The sequence below is a fragment of the Picosynechococcus sp. PCC 7117 genome (genome assembly GCF_001693275.1).
In the GTDB taxonomy this organism is placed as follows: Bacteria; Cyanobacteriota; Cyanobacteriia; order Cyanobacteriales; family MRBY01; genus MRBY01.
The window spans coordinates 2,874,107-2,890,079 of record NZ_CP016477.1 but is presented as its reverse complement, the minus strand read 5'-3'; the positions used below and the strand labels follow the sequence as shown (position 1 = coordinate 2,890,079).

Sequence of the window (15,973 nt, the reverse complement as noted above, 5' to 3'; positions counted from 1 at the left end):
AAATTCCCACTTCAAAAAGGCGATCGCCCTCTACTTACCGTCAAATATCAAGGCCGCCTCTGGGAAAATTTCGTTTCTAAAACCAACGTCCACCATGGAAACGCCACAGGGGAAATAAGATACGCATCAAACTCTGGGACACCACAAAGATCCCCAGCCAAACCGAGCCGTAGTGAATCACAAACCAGGTTAAAGACAGATCTGCCGTTAGGGGTAAGGCGACGCCCGCAAAATTCGGTAAGCCAGCCCACAAAAGCAAAAAGAATATCCCTTCCCAGAGGGCCGCCAGCCATTGTAGAATCGCCGGCCAATCTTGATCCCAACGGTAATTTTGTAAATAGATGTAAAGACAGTCCCAGCCAAGGCCAAAAACGGTGATGTAACCCCAAACCGCCCAATAGACAGCACCAACGGGATTACCCCAGAGTCCCTCTGCAAAGCAGACTGTGAGGAGGGCACCGACCGTACCCATCAAAAGAAGTCGAGTTTGCCAGCGGCCAAGGAGTGTTGGGGTCATGGGGCTTGATTGTTAATCCATTTAAACCATTGGGATAGGGAAGCCAAGGGATGCAAAGGGCGCACCTGGGAAGCATTTTCCTGAGCCAAGGCTTCTACTGATTTTAGGGCACAGTATTGCAACCCCAAAAAGCTATCGACGGCGGCATGGGGGCCACCAAAGGTAATGGCGCCGGCGGCGTACATTCGTCCTGAGCGGTTACGCATTTCCGGCATTTCAAAATCATTGTTCACCTGGAAGCGGCCAAGGGCATTCAGGGTCAGTTGGTAATGGGTCACGAGGTCATTGAGCAGGGGGGTGGATTTGACTTTACCATCGAGACCCGTGGCGTCAATGATGTAGTTGGCGGTGAGGGTGAGTTCCCCTGTGATGCCTTTTTCGCGAATCCGCGTCACCGGACGTCCTTGGGCATCGGGTTCGACGGCTACGACATCCCCAAAAACAATTCGATACCAGCCTTTATCTAAACCCGTTTGGATAATATCGCGCCAGTCATGGCGATCGGCGGTGGTGGTGCCGCCCCAATCGGCCAGGAGGTTAGTGCGTTCCCTGGGGGCAGCGTTTTCTAATTGTTCGCGCAGGGTGCCGCCCCAACAGGCCTTAGGCCAATTAAATGGTTGCAGTTCAAAATGGTTGCTCACGGGTCGCTGGGCCAGGCCAAATTTATTTCCCACGGGTTTTGGCGATCGCATTAGGTGCAAGATCGAAATGTTGGGGTTACGGCGGCGGGCTTCGTAGATGCGCTGGATCACCCTAGAGGCGACAATCCCCCGACCCCGAATCAAGACTGTCCCCCCCTGGCGTTCGAGGGTGCTATAGACGTGGTCATGTTCCTCGTAGGCATTGACGACCGTTTTAAAATCCCCTGTTTTTTCGCGGTAGTCCTGGAGATCTGGCAAAAATTGGATCACCGGATATCCGGTACACAGATGAACATAACGGCCAATGACAAAGGCATGGCGGCCCCGTCCCGCAGAATAGGCGATCGCATAACGACCATCATCGGTTTTCCGGATTGCCCGCACCCGCCCAAAGCGATACATATGGTGCCACCCAATCCGTGCCGCCTCCCGGTCAATAGATTTGAAGACATTGCCAGAACGAGGCGTATAGGTTTCCGTCAAAATCGGTTCCGTGAAGACCTGCCAGAGATGCCGTAGAGCTGCCTGGAAATGTCCCCGCAAAAAATCGCCGTAGGCTTCCCGTAACGCATAGCTCGGCCAACCCCAGAGATTATCCGGACAAGAATCCGAGTTCGACCGTAGCCGCTCGTGGGCAGGAATTTGCGAGTTTAAGCAGAGCCGTTGGTAGCGGCCATAGGGTTTTCCTTCTAGGCCCAAAGCACGAACTTGCTGGGCCTGCACCCCGTAAACCCGTAAAAAATCAACCCAAATATAACTGCCAAGCCCGGCCCCAATGGCCACATAGTCTATCTCTTCGACGGGTAATCCGGTGGCATATAACTGTTGGGGGCTGACATACTGCGCTTGAAACTCTGCGGGGGGAAAGGCTTCTAATGGGGAACTGCTGCTGGGGGGATCCGGCAGTTGTTGGTCTGGCACCTGAATGAAAGAATCGCTGGAGCGGCGCTGGGTCGCAGGTTGGTTGGGGGCGGTGGTGGTAATCGAAATTTCATAGGGGCCAATCCGCACCACATCCCCAGATTTCAAGCTCCTTTGGGTTTGGCGCTGGCCATTCACAAACACGCCATTGCTACTATTTTGATCCCCAATCCACAGTTGATCGGCCTGGAGAGAAATGAGGGCATGGTACCGAGAAACTTGGGAGCTATTGAGGGTTAATTTGGCGACAGGTTGTCCATTGGCGATCGCCGTCGGCATACTGTTAGCATCACGACCAATGGCAATGGGTAACCCCAGAGCTAAGGTTTGCATGTCACTTGTGAGGGGATCTTTCCAGCTTAACCAGACCTGCTGCAATGTTGTCATATCAATGAATTCTGAGGAAAAACAAGAGAAACCCTAGGACTGTGGCCGCACCATCATCACCGTATTTGCAGCGGCTAAGGAAAATCCACACCAGGGACATCCCTGTTTAAGCACCTGCTCATCATATCGAGAAACCTTGCCACAGGACGGATTAGGGCATTTTAAACCGTAGGCCGAGGCCGTATTGAGGACTTGGGGTTGGGGTTGGGGCGGGGCTGCCACCTGAGCTTGGCCTGGTAGGACTAACTGGGATACCTGCAATTGAATGCGACCCAGTTGAATTTGGCTGCCCTGGGATAGATTGGCTGTTCCTTGGGTCAGTTGGAAGCCATCAATGAGCGGAGGATTAGAGGGACGCAGATTCTGAATGAGCGCAGCATCTAAGGCCGCACTAAAAAATAGCTCAACATGGAGAGAAGAAACACTGCGGTCAGCAAAGATAATGTCACACTGGGCTGGGTCTCGGCCAATCCGCAATTTTTGGGCAACTTTTGTGGTTGCAGCTTGGTGGAATGTGTAGTGGTGTAGATGATTTTGTAACGACCACGCTAGGGTTAATTTTTCCATTGTCCTCAAGACTGACTGCGCGTAGCTGTCTAAGTATAGATTGGCTTTGTCTTCTATCAAATTATAATAATCATCCGCTAAAAAGAAGCAGAAACTTTATGGTTTTTAATGGCCAGATGTTAGCTTTATTCATGCCGATTTAGTGATGCTCTTTGTCAAAAATTTAGTTTTTAAATCAATAGTTTTTTGAACAAATCAACTCTTTTCTATGGGAAATTGATCGACATTTAAAGGTGAATCTATTTTTCAACGACTGTCCTCAAGGATTTCTAAAAAGCGAATTATTTTTTTGGAGAAAAGACACTTTTTTTGATCCAGGTCAATGCTGCGGACGTATTTTGTTGGGGTCGATTCCCGATAAAATAGGCTTGAGTGAACTTTACGAAAAGAGCTTGGGAGCTGACTGGTATGCTAGCAATGTGCAAACGGCTAATGGCGATCGCCTTGGTTGTGGGGATTATAAGTTTCGCCTGGGGCAATTTTGACCCACCAAAGGCCTGGGCCGTAGACTACAACAAGCGCACCTTTATTCAAGAAGATTTTTCCCACCAGGACTTGCGGGACAATAGTTACGATCTCTCCAGTCTCCGGGGCTGCGATTTTAGTTATTCAGACCTGCGGGGGGTGCGTTTTTTCTCGGCTAATCTCGAATTCGTCAACTTTGAAGGGGCTGATCTCCGGGGAGCCGTCTTAGATTCTGCCCGCATTGGCCACGCGAACTTTAAAAATGCCAACCTAGAGGGGGCTTTCCTCGCCAGCGTCAAAATTACGCCATCCACAGTTATTGAAGGGGCCGATTTTACTGATGCCCTGATCTTGGCGCGGGAAAATGACAAGCTTTGCGAACTGGCCAGCGGCACCAATCCCACCACAGGCCGTGATACCGCGGCAACCCTATACTGCCCCTAGGTTTTCTGCGCGATCAAGTTTCATCAAAATATTGAATCACTGCCCGTTGACCACCTGAGCGACCCTGGCGAGGTGGTTTTTGTTTGGGGTTTTATTGACTTTCAACGATCAATTCAGGGAAGCTGAAACAAAATATCTTGGGGTTTACCATGGCTGATTCTGGGCGCAATCCGTTGCAATATCTACCGCTTACCGTCGGGATGATCGGGGGCACAATGTTGATGGTTAACCGTTTACTGACTCCCGCCCTCAGTGATTCCCAGGCCCGTTCCGACGTGGTGGGGGTAATTCTCAGTGCTGTTTTGATTTTGACCACCTTGCTGTGGGAACAGATCCAGCCCAAGGCTCCAGAAGCGGTGATTCTAGAAGGAGAAGAGCAGTTTGAATTGGCCGAGGATCTGCCGGACGCTGTCAAAACAGAACTGGCTTGGGCATCCCACCTACTGTTGACCAATACGGTGACAAAATCGGTGGTGGTTTACCGTGATGGCGAGACAATTCTGCGGCGGGGCATTTTTGGGGCGAAAAAAGATTTTAATGTTGGGGCGATCGCCAAGCGAGTCCTCGAAACCCAAAAGGCAGTGTATCTGGTGACCTTAAAAATGTATCCGGGGCGGGTTGAATTTGATTATTTACCAGAAAATACCCAGGGCATTATTTGTCAGCCTCTCGGTGAAACAGGTCTCTTAGTTTTGGGGACAAATATTCCCCGCAGCTATACAAAACAAGATGAAAATTGGGTCGCAGCTCTTGCTGAGAAATTGGCGATCGCCCTTGCGGAAGTTTAGGGATTTTCGGGTGAAGAGTTTCCCATACAAATTGAACCTTAATAGAACAAAACCACCCAGAACCTACTTTCCTCAGAACTTCCGGAACCCTTTAACTAAGACTCTCTGGAGACATTAACTGAATTATCTTGCTGCCCGACTTGACAGTTTATTCAGTTAGGTTGCTCCCTGTTGCTACAGGTGGTTGGAAGTATGGATTTCGCGCTTGAGTGGTTTTGCTTCGTTCGACGAGACAGATATGCAAAGAAACAGCTTGGTTTATCTCCTTAACTAACTTTACTTTACTCAGACAGTGGCTGTTTTATCTGCCAGGGAAGTTAAGTTCTACCTAACTTCAATTCTTAATTTAACAGGGTTTCTTGACCAAAACAATTACTTTCAATGAAAGTTCATTCTTCACTGAGTAAAAACAATTTTTTCTGTGAAGAAAAGTAAATATTTGGCCTCAAGTTTACCCGGTCGATTTTCCAGGCGATCGCCCCCTTACACAAACGGCTATGGTAGCTTGGGAAAAGATTTCTCTTTGGGCCTGTCAATGCTCTACATCCAAGATTTGGTGTACCATCCTGCGGCAACGCCTGAGCCGATTTTGCAGCAGGTGAACCTTAAGTTAGCTCCCCAGGAAATGGGAATGATTGTGGGGCCGAGTGGCTCTGGGAAAACGACGTTACTCGAAATTTTGGCGGGCTTGGCCCAGCAGACCCAGGGGCAGATCCGCTGGCAAGAACAAACCTTAACAAATCTCCATTTGCAACAGTTGGCGGGCCTCGTGTTTCAATTTCCGGAGCGTCACTTTTGCGCCTCGACGATTTTAGAGGAAGTCCGGTTTGGCCATCCAGAATTACGCCTAGAACAAATCCAAGATGCTTTGGCGGAGGTGGGTCTCGAAAATTTGGATCTCAAGGCTTCACCCCATGCCCTGAGTGGCGGCCAGCAACGGCGTTTATCCCTCGCGGTGCAATTAATTCGCCAGCCAAACCTGTTGATGTTGGATGAACCGACGGCGGGCTTGGATTGGTCGATGCGATCGCAGTTGGCAAAATTACTGGCGAAACTCAAACAACATTGGACGTTGCTCATCGTCACCCACGATCCCCACGAATTAGAGGCGATCGCCGACCGTTGTTGGCACATTGATCGGGGTCAAGTTACTGTGACAAAGGAGCCTGGGGCCGCAAATGTTCCTTAGAAACCAACTGTTCTAAGTGCCAATTGGCGGCGATTTTTGCCAGAGCCGACGCGTCTAAAAGGTTTTCCAAGTGGGGCATGATTCCAAGCACAGGCAACTGGGTGAACTGTTGCACCATGGTCGGTGGCGTCAAAGCCTCAATTTGTCCCATGGCTTCGGGGGTACCGCAACTGAGGATAATTCCCTTGAGATTGACCTTCCGTTCCCGTGCCAAACTCACCTGGGCGATCGCCTGACCAATGGAACCCAATTTCACCGGCACCACCAACAGCGTCGGCAACTTCCACTGCCCTGCTAAATCTGCCACCGTCAACTCGTCAGTTACAGGCGATCCCAAGCTCCCCAGGGACTCAGCAATGACAAAATCTTGAGCATTCCTCAAATCCTGGAGCTCCTGCCAGACGATCCCCAGATCAATGGCTTTTCCCTCTAGGCGGGCAGCCACCGGGGGCGCAACCGGGGTTTCATACTCCAAAGGCACCTTGAGAACTGTTCCCCCATCACAGAATTTTTCGTACCATTGGCGATCGCCGATCCCTGTCTGGAGTAGTTTGATTACCCCTAGCCGAGAAAAAGGAAGAAAATGACGCCAATAGGCAATCAGGGCCGAGCTGACCACTGTTTTCCCCACTTCCGTGTCTGTTCCCGCGATTAACAAGCAATTTTGCAGCATAGAAAAATTTCAAATTGAATTTAAAGGTTTATTGAGTACAATAGACCCTGAAGATCAGCACCTTCCTTAACAATTTTTTTATTTTCTATTAACCCTAATCCTTTCCAGTGGCGATGATTGCCCCCAATGGTTTTACCGTATCTATCCAGTCTAAAAAATGGGGCTAAGTAATTGTACTTTAGTAACACATATCACCGAAACGACCAAAAGGAGGATTATGGTGTCTGCACTGATCCCTTGGATGTCCTTTATCAAACCGAAAGAGAGGTTTATTCTGCTGTGAGCCACTCCGCCACCCTCGCCTTACAATCTGTTCTGCAAACCCCCACCGATAGCAACCGTCTCCGGATTTTTTCGGGATCGGCGAATTTGCCCCTAGCCAACGAAGTGGCCCGTTATCTGGGCATGGATCTTGGCCCCATGATCCGGAAGCAGTTTGCCGACGGTGAAATGTACATCCAGGTGCAAGAGTCGATCCGGGGTTGCGATGTTTACCTCATTCAACCCTCCTGCCGTCCGGTCAACGATCACCTGATGGAACTGTTGATCATGATCGATGCCTGTCGTCGGGCTTCGGCACGCCAAATCACAGCGGTGATCCCCTACTATGGCTATGCTCGCGCTGACCGCAAAACCGCTGGTCGCGAATCCATTACAGCGAAACTGGTGGCTAACTTGATTACCCAGGCAGGGGCCGGTCGGGTGCTGGCAATGGATCTCCATTCGGCGCAAATCCAAGGGTATTTTGACATTCCCTGTGACCATGTCTACGGTTCCCCGGTGATCATTGACTATCTCAAAAGCAAAAATTTAGAGGATATTGTGGTGGTCTCTCCCGATGTGGGCGGGGTGGCGCGGGCGCGGGCCTTTGCGAAAAAGTTAGATGATGCGCCCCTGGCCATTATTGACAAACGTCGCCAGGCCCACAATGTCGCCGAAGTGATGAACGTCATTGGGGAAGTCAAAGGAAAAACCGCGATTCTCGTCGATGACATGATCGACACCGCTGGGACGCTCCAGGAAGGGGCCAGACTATTGAAGAAGGAAGGGGCCAAGGAAGTGTACGCTTGTGCGACCCATCCAGTCTTTTCTGGGCCTGCGGTGGAACGGCTCTCTAGTGGCCTGTTTGAGGAAGTTATCGTAACCAATACGATTCCGGTGCCTGCCGATAAGCAATTTGAAGAACTGACGGTGCTGACGGTGGCCAATCTCCTCGGTGAAACCATTTGGCGCATTCACGAAGAAAGTTCTGTGAGCAGTATGTTTCGGTAAATTTTGGCTTGGCTAGAACAATTAATTGATTTTGGGGAGGGAAAGATCATTTGTCCCTCTTTTTTTTAGGCAATTTTCAGCCAAAGGCGATCGCCCCCGGTGATCCAAAAGAATCTTCTACAATGGGGAGCGGCCGTTATTCTCAAATTGTGTTTAGAAAGTTTTATGGTAGTTGAGCAAATCCTGGATCTCGCCAAACAAAAGGGTATCGAAGCGGAGGTGTACTACCGCAGTAGCCGTGATACTCCCATCGATTTTGAGAATAATCGCCTCAAGTCCCTCGAAACCAAAGCGAGCCAGGGGGTTGCCCTGCGGGTGGTCGTCGATGGGAAATTGGGCTTTGCCAGTGCCACGGATTTAACGCGCCTCGAAGATGTCGTTGATGCGGCGATCGCCACGGCAGAAATCGGTGATCCCGTGGATTTTGAGTTTGCCAAGGATTTTCAAGGGGTTGTCCCCGAAAGCGATTATGTGCTGCCAGAAACCGCAAAACTGGTAAAAATTGGCGAAACCCTCATCGAAAAAGTACGGGCTTACAACGACGATATTCTCGTCAGTGCGGGGTTCCATATCCGCTCCGGTCAGACCAAACTGGCCACTACCAGCGGCGTCTACGGCGAGCGCAACAGCAAAATTGTTAGTGCCAGCCTGGGGGGAAATCTTGTCCAGGGGGAAGATTTCCTCAATGCCTACGGTTACGATGTCGCCAAGGATGGGGAACCGGATTATGACAAAATCCTCGCTACCCTCATCGAAAAATATACCAATGCCGAAAAAGCGGCCCAAATTTCCAGCGGCCAATACCCGGTGCTGTTTACCCCCAGGGCGGCCCTCAGCGCCATCGGCGGCCTGTTTGATACGATTCTCTCCGGTCAAGTGGTCGTGCAAAAAGCCTCACCCCTCGCCGGAAAAATTGGCGAACAACTCTTTGGCGATCGCCTAAGTATTTACGAAGATCCCACCATTGGCGTTTCTGCCTGTCCCTTTGACGACGAAGGCACCCCCACCCAGAAAAAAACCTTTATCGAAAACGGCATTGTCCAGCAATTCTATTGGGATCGCCAGTGGGCCGCCCGGGGCAACGCCGAGGCCCAGGGGAACGGTTTCCGGGGCGGTCTTTCTCGTCCCAGTCCCGACATGGTGAATTTCTGCATGGGGGCCGGGAAAACCCCGTTAACGGAGCTGATCAAGGGCATGAAGGAAGGCGTGATCGTTGATCAAGTGTTAGGAGCGGGTCAATCTAATCAGCTAGCTGGAGAATTTTCCGTGAACCTTGACCTCGGTTACAAAGTCGAAAACGGCGAAATTGTTGGTCGCCTGAAAAATACCATGGTGGCGGGCAGCATCTTTGAAGCCTTTGCAGATTTAGTTGATTTTAGTGACACCTGCGAATGGGTTGGTGGTAGTGCTTATATGCCAGCGATTCTGTTCGGCAAGTTGGGGGTTGCGTCCAGGGCGGTGTGACATCCTCCCGACGCTCACCCGAAGCGGGTAGAGCGCGGGCTTCCCAAGATCGCTCTTGAGATTTCCTGCTTCATCGGGGTTCCTAGGCAACCTTCCTCCACAGGCAGTATCACCGTCTGTCCAACGGCTACACTTCGACATTGCTCAGTGCTAGCAAGACCTCGTTGTTCTACCACTTGAGCGGCAGCAACATCTCGGTCAGTTACATATCCACATTCATCGCAATGATGTACTCGTTCGCTCAGTTCTTTCTTGCCAGTGTGCGCTCCACATTGAGGGCAAGTTTGACTTGTCCCATTGGGGTCAACCTTCGCAAAATAGACTCCACGCTTCCAAGCAACCCACTTGAGAATTTCCAAGAAACTCCCCCAAGCAGCATCCAAACAATACTTTGCCAACATACCGCGACTGGTCATTTTGAGGTTCAAATCCTCAGCAAAAATCATGCCAACACCATCGCAAAGTTTGTGAGCCGTCAGAAAGTGGAACTCGCGGCGAACGTTGTGAATGTGTTCATGCAGTTTGCGAATCTTGGCTTGAATCTTGCGGTAATTAGCAGAACCCTTTTTCTTGTTTCTCAATTTGCGTTGCAGCCATCGAAGCTTGCTTTGCAAATCCACGAAAAAGCGAGGGCGCTCCACCAACTCACCCGTCGATACAGTCAAGAATTTCTCCAGTCCCAAGTCAATGCCAATGGGTTCGCCATGGGGCGTGACATCAGGAATAGAAACATCGGCTTGCAGAATCAGTTGAGCATACCAACCCGATGCCTTGAACAGGATCCGCACCTGTTTAACCTCAAATCCTTCTGGAATCGGTCGATGCAGCTTGATGGGCATGGCTCCAATTTTCGGCAGCTTTATTTCAAATCCGTTGACTGGATTCGATTTGAACTGCGGAAATACAAACGAGCGGTACTGACCGAGCTTTTTGAAACGAGGGAATCCAAACCCTCTCTCTTGCATAAACTTGAACGACTTATCCAGCCGCTTCAAAGCATCTTGCAAGACTTGAGAATGAACTGCCTTCAGTTCTGGGATAACCCCTTTTGCCTTGGTCAGCGCGTTTTGCTGTTTGTAGTAGTCGGGATATGGCGCGTCAGCAAGGATGATGTATTCCTGTCTGATACTGCAAGCATTGACCGGACATTTACGCGAATTTATCCAGTCCTTGCGCTCTGCTAAAGCGTAGTTATACACGCGACGGCATTGCTCCAACCAATCAAGCATCTGTGCTTCTTGGTCAACTTCTGGATAGATTCGGTAGCTGTAGGTCAAATTCAACATAGCTACATTCTAACAGATTTGCACTTCCTGTTAGAATCGATAAATAGTGTGTCGATTTTTGGGGTATCGAACTCCTCATTAGTTAAAATTGCCATACTTGCCCCTGCATTGTGAGCGATGATGCCTGTGAAATCTTTGATCCGATTGCTGAGTCTCTGTTGTGTGTGTGTCCTCTGCCTGGCGGGTTGTGTGGACTATGATGTGGAGATCGCCTTCGACCACCAGCACCATGGCGAAATTCACCAGCATCTCCAGTTGGGGGATGAGTTTACGAACTTTAATCAGCAAGAAGCAAAGCACTGGCTCAAAAGTGTGGAAAAACGCGCTAGGGGGCTCCATGGTTCTGCCCAGCGGCTCTCGACCCAGGAGTTGGATGTACGAATTCCCTTCCACAATGGGGCAGATTTAGTAGAAAAGTTCAATGACTTTTTTAACCCGGAAGGACAAAATCTCCAGGCCACGGATCTCGATTTGGTACAACTCAAATCGGCGATCGCCCTTGAACAAAAAAACTGGCTTTTGTTTGAACGTAACCGAGCCACCCTGGATGTGGATTTGCGGGCCTTAGGCGTTTTGTCCCAGCGGGGCAGTTTGATCCTCAGTCCCGGTTCCCTCCTGGATTTAGACGTCAGCCTAAAAACGCCTTTGGGAGCACGGGTGATTAATCGCAACACGACGGCGGCGCCCGTCACCCGCAAGGAAGGCGATCGCCTAATTTGGACATTACAACCGGGGCAGCTCAATCATCTGGAAGTGGCCTTTTGGGTGCCCAGTTGGGTAGGCCTTGGCTCCGGGGGCCTAGTGGCGTTGTTATTTCTGGGTTATTACCTAAAATATCGCCGTTTGCCGGTGTAGTTGCGGATCTATCGCTATTGTTAAAATCAATTGCCCTCATCTTTTGCGTCCTATGGTTGCCACCCAAGCCGAACCCTTAATTGAATTGCGGGGAATTTCCAAGGCCTTCGGGTCAAATGTCATTCTCGATGATGTTGACTTGAGCATTTATCGGGGAGAAGCCCTCGTGATTATTGGCCCCTCTGGTACGGGGAAATCCACCATCCTGCGAATTATTGCGGGACTACTGGCAGCAGATGCAGGGGAAATTTATATCAATGGCATCAAACGCCGGGGACTGATCGAGGATGGCAACGATCCCATTGGGATCAGCATGGTCTTCCAGCAGGCGGCCCTCTTCGACTCCCTCACCGTGGCGGAAAATGTCGGTTTTTTGCTCTATCAACATTCAAACCTGTCTGCGAGAACCATTCGCGAATTGGTAGAAGAACGGTTGGATATGGTGGGGTTGTCAGGGGTCGGCGATCGCTACCCATCCCAACTCTCTGGGGGGATGCGCAAACGAGTTAGCTTTGCCCGGGCAATCATGGCCAACCCTGATAATCCCAAGGACAATCCCGAAATTATTTTGTACGATGAACCCACCGCTGGCCTTGATCCCATTGCCTCAACGGTGATTGAAGATCTCGTGCGCCATCTCCAACAAATGCAAGGGGTTTGTGGTACCTACGTGATGGTCAGCCACCAGGACAGCACGATTCGTCGCACCGCTGACCGAGTTATTTTTCTCTATGGCGGTAAGATCCAATGGACGGGGACAGTGGCAGAAATTGACCAGACCGATAATCCCCTTGTGCGCCAGTTTTTTGACGCGGCGGTGGAAGGCCCGATTAAAGTTATCGGCTAAAATTCATCCTCCCCCATACAATAAAACGTAAATTTATTCCCCCTACTGACGAATCCAATGCGATCGCGTACCCTCAAAGAAGGCTCCCTCGGTTTATTTATTTTCGCTGGACTCTCCCTGCTCGGCGTCGTGCTCATCTGGCTGACAGGGGCAACCCTGGGGAAACGCACCTATTCGATTAATGTCCGCTTTGACAATGCCAATGCGATGCAAGAGGGGGCGATCGTCCGCTACCGGGGTCTGGAGGTGGGGCGCATCATTGACGTACAACCTTCTAGCAATGGCGTTGAGATCCAAATTCAAATCCAAACCCCCGATCTGATCATGCCGCGAGAGGTCGTGGTCGAGGCAAACCAAGGGGGACTTATCGGAGAAACCTCCCTCGAAATTATTCCCCAAACAGAATTAACCCAAGCAGAAATGGCCCAGAGTCCCTTCGCAGCGGACTGCCCGGAAAAAGGAGCAATTCTCTGTGATGGTACAACCCTAGAGGGGGTGATCGGGGTGAGCTTCGAGCAGGTGCTCCGCAATACCACCAAATTTAGTGAACTGTATGGTGATCCAGAGTTCTTTGAAATTGTACGTACCTTGGCGGACAATTCCAGTGATGCGGCGGCCCAGGTGGCGATCCTCACCGAAGAATTAGCGCTGTTATCTCAGGAAGTGCGGGGAGAAGTGGATAATTTTGCCGAGAATGCCCAAGCCATCAGTGATGCGGCAGTGACTAGTTCCAATCAACTCAACCGCACCCTTGAACAGGTGAATACGCTAACAGGGAATTTTAATAGCCTTGTGGTCGAAAATCGCCAGGCTCTGGTGGGTACCCTCAATAGCATTGGGCGCACCAGTGATCAAATGCAGCGCACTTTGGCTTCCTTTGATACGACCCTCGATACGGTCAATCAAAATCTCAGTGCAGCGAATACCGAGGAAATTTTGGAAAATCTCACGGTGCTAACGGCCAACGCGGCAACGGCTTCGGAAAATCTCAAGGATGTCTCAACGGCCCTGAACGATCCAACCAATGTGTTGATGTTGCAAAAAACCCTTGATGCAGCCCGGGTCACCTTTGAAAATACCCAAAAAATCACCTCAGACCTGGATGAGCTAACCGGAGATCCGCAGTTTCGGAAAAATCTGATTGATTTGGTGAATGGTCTCAGTCAGTTGGTTTCCTCGACGGATCAACTGCAACAACAGATTCAGGTGGCTAATCGCATCGAGCAACAGCGCCCCATTTATAACCAGCAACGACAAATCTCGTTACGCTCCAAGTCCCAAAACCCAGACCAAGGTCAGTCCAGAAATTAACCAGACAGAAATCGGCTGGAGACTTTCGGCAAAGACAAGAACCATTTTCAGAGATTGGATAATTTTTTTCTCAAAAACTCTTGGCGATCACCAAATGAGTATGCTATATTCGTTCAAGTCAAAACGAGCGGATGTGGTGGAATTGGTAGACACGCACGCTTGAGGGGCGTGTGGAGCGATCCTTGCGAGTTCGAGTCTCGCCATCCGCATACCATAAAAAACAGAAAGCCTTCCCAAACCTCAGGGGGAGGTTTTTTTGTGTTTAAAGTTAGCCTGAAGGATCAGCAGCAGCAAGGTGTTGCTGGAGAAATTCGCACAGGAGTTTTACCTTGGTGGAAAGATGGCGATTGATCGGATAGAGGGCATAGGTACTGAGGGTGCGGTGATTGTATTCAGGCAAGACCACCGTGAGTTGTTCTGTCCAGGGGGCTGCATCGAGAATAAATTGGGGTAACTGGGCAATGCCTAAGCCCGCCGCCGCGGCGATCGCCAATGCTTCACCATTGTTCGCACAAAAAGAGCCGGACACGTTAACAGAAACTTCCCCTTGGGGGCCGACCAAATGCCAGGTATTGCCCGTGGGGCCGTAGCGCAAACAGTTGTGATGAACTAAATCCCTAGGACTTTGGGGGATACCATGGCGTTCTAGGTAGCTGGGGGCCGCACAGAGGCTTAGTTTTGTCTCACAGAGGGGATGACTAATGAGACTGGCCGATTCGACGGGTTCAGCGATCCGAATCACGAGGTCATAGCCTTCGGCGATCGCCTCCACAAACCGATCCTCTAGGGTGAGTTGGATTTGCACCTGGGGATATTGGGCCATAAATTTTGCCACGAGGGGGGCCACCTGCATCCGGCCAAAGGTCATCGGCGCATTTACCCGTAACAAGCCTTTGGGTTCCCCGTGTAGTTGCGAAGCTGATAGCTCTGCCTCCTCTAGATCCGCCAAAATCTGGACGCATTTTTCATAGAAGGCGAGGCCCGTGGGGGTCGGTGTCACCTTGCGGGTACTGCGGTGGAGGAGTTGAACTTGGAGGTGATTTTCGAGGGCAATCACTAGCTTATTCACCGCCGATCGCCCGACATTCATCTGTCGTGCCGCCGCCGCAAATCCTCCCGCTTCCACCACCTGGGTAAAGGCATACAAACTGGCTAACTTATCCATGGCCTATTGTTTCTTTTTAAGATACATTCTGTATATAAAATAGCTTATTGTCTTTTATTTGGCGGCAATCTACAATAGAAGCAATCACCTAAACCCGCTAAAAAACGCCTCGGAGGTTTTTATGATTCAACTCCGTCCCTCTGCTGAAAGGGGTCGTGGCAAACTAGATTGGCTAGAGAGCTACTTTAGTTTTTCGTTTTCCCAGTACTACGATCCGGCCCACATGAATTTTTCTAACCTGCGGGTGATCAATGAAGATTACATCGCCCCAGGCAAAGGATTCGCCACCCATGGCCACCGCGATATGGAAATCGTCACCTATGTCCTCGAAGGGGAACTGGCCCACAAAGATAACATTGGCAATGGTTCGATTATTCGTCCTGGGGATGTGCAACGCATGAGCGCGGGCACTGGCATTTTGCACAGCGAATTTAATCCTTCGTCAGAACAGCCTGTGCATTTATTGCAGATTTGGATTACCCCCGATCAACTAAATGTAGAACCCAGCTACGAGCAAACCTACTTCGCCCCGGAAGAAAAAGAAAATCAATTGCGAATTGTTGCTTCCCCCGATGGGCGCGATCGCTCCGTAAAAATTCACCAGAATGCCTCGATTTATGCGGCACTGTTGTCTTCTGGAGCCAAGGTCACCCATCCATTGGCAGAGGGCCGTCATGCTTGGCTACAAATTGTCAAAGGAAGCCTCACGGTGAATGGCGTTACGATGGAAGCGGGCGATGGGGCTGGCATCAGTGGCGAAACAGAACTGATTTTTGCAGGTCAAGGGGCCGAAACGGAATTTTTATTGTTTGATTTGCCCTAGGTCAGCCGAGTTTGTTGCCCAAAGTTTATAGAGGAAAAATGAATATGGCTAAACCAACGATTGCGGCGAAAAAGCCCATGACGCTGGAACTTGAGGCCGGCGATTATTTCTGGTGTGCCTGCGGTAAATCTGCGGATCAACCCTTTTGCGATGGCAGTCACAAGGGTACAGAATTTAAGCCCCAAAAGTTCACCCTAGAAGAGAAGAAAAAAGTGACGCTGTGTCTTTGTAAACACACCCAAGATGCGCCGTTTTGTGATGGCAGTCATGCCAAGCTATAGGATGATTCGCGAACGGTGACGCAGCCAGGAATCATCGGTTTGATGGGGGGCATCGCGACGGGAAAAAGTATAGCAAG

General features: G+C 50.4%; 16 protein-coding genes and 1 tRNA gene. 11 read left to right on the top strand and 6 right to left on the bottom strand.

The features are described from left to right. Window positions 1–76: 76 nt before the first annotated feature. Genes AWQ22_RS13770 through AWQ22_RS13760 form a run of 3 tightly spaced genes read right to left on the bottom strand, consistent with a single transcriptional unit; the run spans window position 77 to window position 3,033 of the window. Window positions 77–517 carry a hypothetical protein gene (locus AWQ22_RS13770; RefSeq protein WP_065711458.1) on the bottom strand — a complete coding sequence of 147 codons (441 nt, stop codon included), beginning with the start codon at window positions 515–517 and terminating at the stop codon, window positions 77–79. Continuing rightward, window positions 514–2,466, bottom strand: coding sequence for an FHA domain-containing protein (locus tag AWQ22_RS13765; RefSeq protein ID WP_065711457.1), 1,953 nt, complete (start codon window positions 2,464–2,466; stop codon window positions 514–516). Before AWQ22_RS13765 ends, AWQ22_RS13770 begins: the two co-directional genes overlap by 4 nt. Window positions 2,467–2,499: 33 nt before the next feature. After that, window positions 2,500–3,033 carry an FHA domain-containing protein gene (locus AWQ22_RS13760; protein WP_065711456.1) on the bottom strand — a complete coding sequence of 178 codons (534 nt, stop codon included), beginning with the start codon at window positions 3,031–3,033 and terminating at the stop codon, window positions 2,500–2,502. 408 nt (window positions 3,034–3,441) lie between these two features. Here AWQ22_RS13760 and AWQ22_RS13755 point away from each other — a divergent pair, with 408 nt between their 5' ends. The 3 genes from AWQ22_RS13755 (at window position 3,442) to AWQ22_RS13745 (ending at window position 5,919) form a co-directional block, all read left to right on the top strand. Next, window positions 3,442–3,942: a pentapeptide repeat-containing protein gene (locus AWQ22_RS13755; protein ID WP_030007731.1), complete on the top strand. Its 501-nt coding sequence runs from the start codon at window positions 3,442–3,444 to the stop codon at window positions 3,940–3,942. A 149-nt stretch (window positions 3,943–4,091) separates the two neighbouring features. Beyond that, the gene (locus AWQ22_RS13750; protein ID WP_030007730.1) at window positions 4,092–4,730 is read left to right on the top strand and encodes a cofactor assembly of complex C subunit B; all 639 of its coding nucleotides are present in this window, start codon (window positions 4,092–4,094) and stop codon (window positions 4,728–4,730) included. A gap of 535 nt (window positions 4,731–5,265) precedes the next feature. Then, the gene (locus AWQ22_RS13745) at window positions 5,266–5,919 is read left to right on the top strand and encodes an ABC transporter ATP-binding protein (RefSeq protein WP_012308321.1); all 654 of its coding nucleotides are present in this window, start codon (window positions 5,266–5,268) and stop codon (window positions 5,917–5,919) included. Here the strand turns inward: AWQ22_RS13745 and bioD are convergent. Next, window positions 5,879–6,592: a dethiobiotin synthase gene (bioD, locus tag AWQ22_RS13740; RefSeq protein ID WP_065711455.1), complete on the bottom strand. Its 714-nt coding sequence runs from the start codon at window positions 6,590–6,592 to the stop codon at window positions 5,879–5,881. The genes AWQ22_RS13745 and bioD overlap by 41 nt on opposite strands. Before the next feature lie 279 nt (window positions 6,593–6,871). Here bioD and AWQ22_RS13735 point away from each other — a divergent pair, with 279 nt between their 5' ends. Together AWQ22_RS13735 and AWQ22_RS13730 are read left to right on the top strand one after the other, a co-directional pair. Next, window positions 6,872–7,864 carry a ribose-phosphate pyrophosphokinase gene (locus AWQ22_RS13735; RefSeq protein ID WP_012308319.1) on the top strand — a complete coding sequence of 331 codons (993 nt, stop codon included), beginning with the start codon at window positions 6,872–6,874 and terminating at the stop codon, window positions 7,862–7,864. Window positions 7,865–8,029: 165 nt separating this feature from the next. Continuing rightward, complete coding sequence (locus AWQ22_RS13730; RefSeq protein WP_062436707.1) at window positions 8,030–9,328, top strand: TldD/PmbA family protein; 1,299 nt, start codon at window positions 8,030–8,032, stop codon at window positions 9,326–9,328. Window positions 9,329–9,342: 14 nt separating this feature from the next. Here the strand turns inward: AWQ22_RS13730 and AWQ22_RS13725 are convergent, their stop codons facing one another. Beyond that, window positions 9,343–10,614 (bottom strand): RNA-guided endonuclease TnpB family protein, encoded by a 1,272-nt coding sequence (locus AWQ22_RS13725; protein ID WP_065711454.1) that lies wholly within the window; start codon window positions 10,612–10,614, stop codon window positions 9,343–9,345. Between the two features lie 117 nt (window positions 10,615–10,731). Between AWQ22_RS13725 and AWQ22_RS13720 the strand changes: the two genes are divergently transcribed. The 4 genes from AWQ22_RS13720 to AWQ22_RS13705 all read left to right on the top strand — a co-directional run bounded on the left by AWQ22_RS13720 (window position 10,732) and on the right by AWQ22_RS13705 (window position 13,836). Continuing rightward, on the top strand, window positions 10,732–11,469 hold the full coding sequence (locus AWQ22_RS13720; protein WP_065711453.1) for a DUF3153 domain-containing protein: 738 nt from the start codon (window positions 10,732–10,734) through the stop codon (window positions 11,467–11,469). 52 nt (window positions 11,470–11,521) lie between these two features. After that, window positions 11,522–12,316 (top strand): ABC transporter ATP-binding protein, encoded by a 795-nt coding sequence (locus AWQ22_RS13715; RefSeq protein ID WP_030007725.1) that lies wholly within the window; start codon window positions 11,522–11,524, stop codon window positions 12,314–12,316. Window positions 12,317–12,373: 57 nt separating this feature from the next. Further along, the gene (locus AWQ22_RS13710; RefSeq protein WP_065711452.1) at window positions 12,374–13,627 is read left to right on the top strand and encodes an MlaD family protein; all 1,254 of its coding nucleotides are present in this window, start codon (window positions 12,374–12,376) and stop codon (window positions 13,625–13,627) included. A 127-nt stretch (window positions 13,628–13,754) separates the two neighbouring features. Beyond that, a tRNA-Leu gene (locus AWQ22_RS13705) sits at window positions 13,755–13,836 on the top strand. 59 nt (window positions 13,837–13,895) lie between these two features. On the opposite strand, the gene AWQ22_RS13700 is transcribed toward AWQ22_RS13705, so the two are convergent. Next, entirely contained in the window at window positions 13,896–14,792 is an 897-nt protein-coding gene (locus tag AWQ22_RS13700) for a LysR family transcriptional regulator (protein ID WP_065711451.1), read from the bottom strand. 121 nt (window positions 14,793–14,913) lie between these two features. On the opposite strand from AWQ22_RS13700, the gene AWQ22_RS13695 reads away from it, so the two are divergent. Then, entirely contained in the window at window positions 14,914–15,615 is a 702-nt protein-coding gene (locus AWQ22_RS13695; RefSeq protein ID WP_065711450.1) for a pirin family protein, read from the top strand. A 44-nt stretch (window positions 15,616–15,659) separates the two neighbouring features. Next, window positions 15,660–15,896, top strand: a complete 237-nt coding sequence (locus AWQ22_RS13690) for a CDGSH iron-sulfur domain-containing protein (RefSeq protein WP_065711449.1) — start codon at window positions 15,660–15,662, stop codon at window positions 15,894–15,896. Window positions 15,897–15,973 lie beyond the last annotated feature (77 nt).